1 protein-coding gene is annotated in these 2,687 nt (G+C 76.2%); it reads left to right on the top strand.

The annotated features are described in order from the left end of the window. The coding region (locus tag ALMP_RS35345; protein ID WP_264935863.1) for a type I polyketide synthase at positions 1–2,687 on the top strand (2,687 nt) is incomplete at both ends.

Below are 2,687 nucleotides of genomic sequence, written 5' to 3'. Positions count from 1 at the left end.
TCCCCGCGCGAGGCCCTCGCCATGGACCCGCAGCAGCGGCTGCTGCTGGAGACCTCCTGGGAGGCGTTCGAGCGGGCCGGACTGGACCCGGCGACGCTCAGGGGCAGCGCCACCGGCGTCTTCGTGGGCGGCTCGCCCTCCGGCTACGCGACCGGCGCGGGAGCCGCCGACGGCGCCGAGGGCTACGCGCTGACCGGCAGCGCGGGCAGCGTCCTGTCCGGCCGGCTCGCCTACACCTACGGGCTGGAGGGCCCGGCGGTGACCGTGGACACCGCCTGCTCCTCCTCGCTGGTGGCGCTGCACCTCGCCGCGCAGGCGCTGCGCCGCGGCGAGTGCGGCACGGCCCTCGCCGCGGGCGTCGCCGTCATGGCCGTCCCGACGGGCTTCGTCGAGTTCAGCCGCCAGCGCGGACTGGCCGGGGACGGCCGCTGCAAGTCCTTCGCCGCGGCGGCCGACGGCACCGGCTGGTCCGAGGGCGCCGCCGTACTGCTCCTCGAACGGCTCTCCGACGCCCGCCGCAACGGGCACCGGGTATGGGCCCTCGTCCGCGGCAGCGCCATCAACCAGGACGGCGCCAGCAACGGCCTCAGCGCCCCGAACGGCCTGGCCCAGCAGCGTGTCATCCGGCTCGCCCTGGCCGACGCCGGCCTGACACCGGACCAGGTCGACGCGGTGGAGGCGCACGGCACCGGCACCTCGCTCGGCGACCCCATCGAGGCCCACGCGCTGATCGCCGCCTACGGCCGGGACCGGCCCGCCGACCGCCCGCTGCGGCTCGGCTCGGTGAAGTCCAACATCGGCCACGCGGCCGCAGCCGCCGGTCTGGCAGGCATGGTGAAGACGGTCATGGCGCTGCGGCACGGCACCCTGCCCAGGACCCTGCACGTCGACGAGCCCTCACCGCACATCGACTGGTCCGGCGGTGCGGTGGAACTGCTGACGGAGGCGACGCCCTGGCCGGACACGGGCCGGCCGCGCCGCGCCGGAGTCTCCTCGTTCGGGATCAGCGGCACCAACGCCCACGTCATCGTCGAACAGGCGCCCATGGAGGACACCGCGACGTCCGCCGAGGACCCGCCCGCCGGGCCGGAACGCCGCCCCGAGCCGCTGCCGTACCTGCTGTCCGCCGGCACCGAACGCGACCTGCGGGCCGTCGCCGGACGGCTGCGCGACCACCTCGCCCGGCATCCCGCACTCGACCCGGCCGACATCGCGTTCTCCCTGGCCACCACCCGCGGCGTGCTCGCGCACCGCGCGGTGACCGTCGCCCGGGACCGGGACGCCCTGCTGCACGCCCTCGACGGCCTCGCCACGGGCGTCGCACGCCCCGGCGTCGCCGAAGGAACCGGCCCCGCTCGGCGGCGCGTCGTGTTCGTCTTCCCCGGCCAGGGCTCCCAGTGGCCCGCGATGGCCGCCGAACTCCTCGCCGACTCCCCGCTGTTCGCCGAGCACATCGGCCGCTGCGAGACGGCACTCGCCCCGTACGTCGACTGGTCGCTGACCGACGTGCTGCGCGACCCCGCCGGCGACGCCATGCAACGGGTGGACGTGGTGCAGCCCGCCCTGTGGGCCGTGATGGTCTCCCTCGCGGAACTCTGGCGCGCCCACGGTGTCCGGCCCGCGGCGGTCGTCGGTCACTCCCAGGGCGAGATCGCGGCGGCCTGCGTGGCCGGCGCGCTCACCCTCCAGGACGGCGCCATGATCGTCGCCCTGCGCAGCAAGGCACTGCTCGACCTCGCCGACCGCGGCCTGATGGCGTCCCTCGCCCTGTCCCGGGCCGACGCCACCGAACGCATCGCCGCGTTCGACGGCCGCGTGTCCCTCGCGGCGGCCAACAGCCCCGACCAGGTCGTCGTCTCCGGAGAGCCCGAGGCCGTCCGGGCCCTGGCCGCCGAGGCCGACCGCGCCCGGATCCTCCCGGTCGACTACGCCTCCCACTCCGCCCACGTCGAGGAGATCCGCGACCGGCTCCTCACCGACCTCGCCGCCGTCCGACCCGTCACCAGCCAGGTGCCGTTCCACTCCACCGTGACCGCGGGCCCCCTCGACACCGCCGAACTGGACGCCGCCTACTGGTACACCAACCTCCGCCACACCGTCCGCTTCGAGGAGACCGTCCGCGGCCTGCTGGAGCAGGGCCACGACGCGTTCCTCGACATGGGCCCGCACCCCACCCTGGTCAACCCGATCCAGGAGACGGCGGCGTCCCTCAACGCGGACCCCGCGGTCACCGGCAGCCTCCGCCGCGACCACGGCGGCCTAGAACGATTCCTGCTCTCCCTCGGCGAAGCCGCCGTCCTCGGCGTCGCACCCGACTGGAGCACCGTCTTCACCGGCCGGCGCCCCGCCGTCGTCGACCTCCCGACCTACCCCTTCCACCGCAAGCGCTACTGGCTGGACCCGGCGACCACCCCCGCGCCCGGCACACCGGCCGGCGACCCTGCCGAGACCCGGTTCTGGGACCTGGTCGACGCCGAGGACCCGACGGCACTCGCCGACCTGCTCGGTGCCCCCGCCGGACCACCGTGGCACACCGTCCTGCCCGCCCTGCGCTCCTGGCGCCGCCGCGCCCACGACCGGCGCACCGCCGACGACCGCCGCTACCGGGCCGTCTGGCAGCCCGCCCCCGACCTGCCCGCCGACCCCGCGGCACCCACCGCCTGGCTGGCCGTCGTCCCCGCGGCCCT

The sequence above is a fragment of the Streptomyces sp. A012304 genome, from assembly GCF_026008495.1.
GTDB lineage: Bacteria > Actinomycetota > Actinomycetes > Streptomycetales > Streptomycetaceae > Streptomyces.
This window is presented reverse-complemented; position numbering and strand designations above follow the sequence as displayed.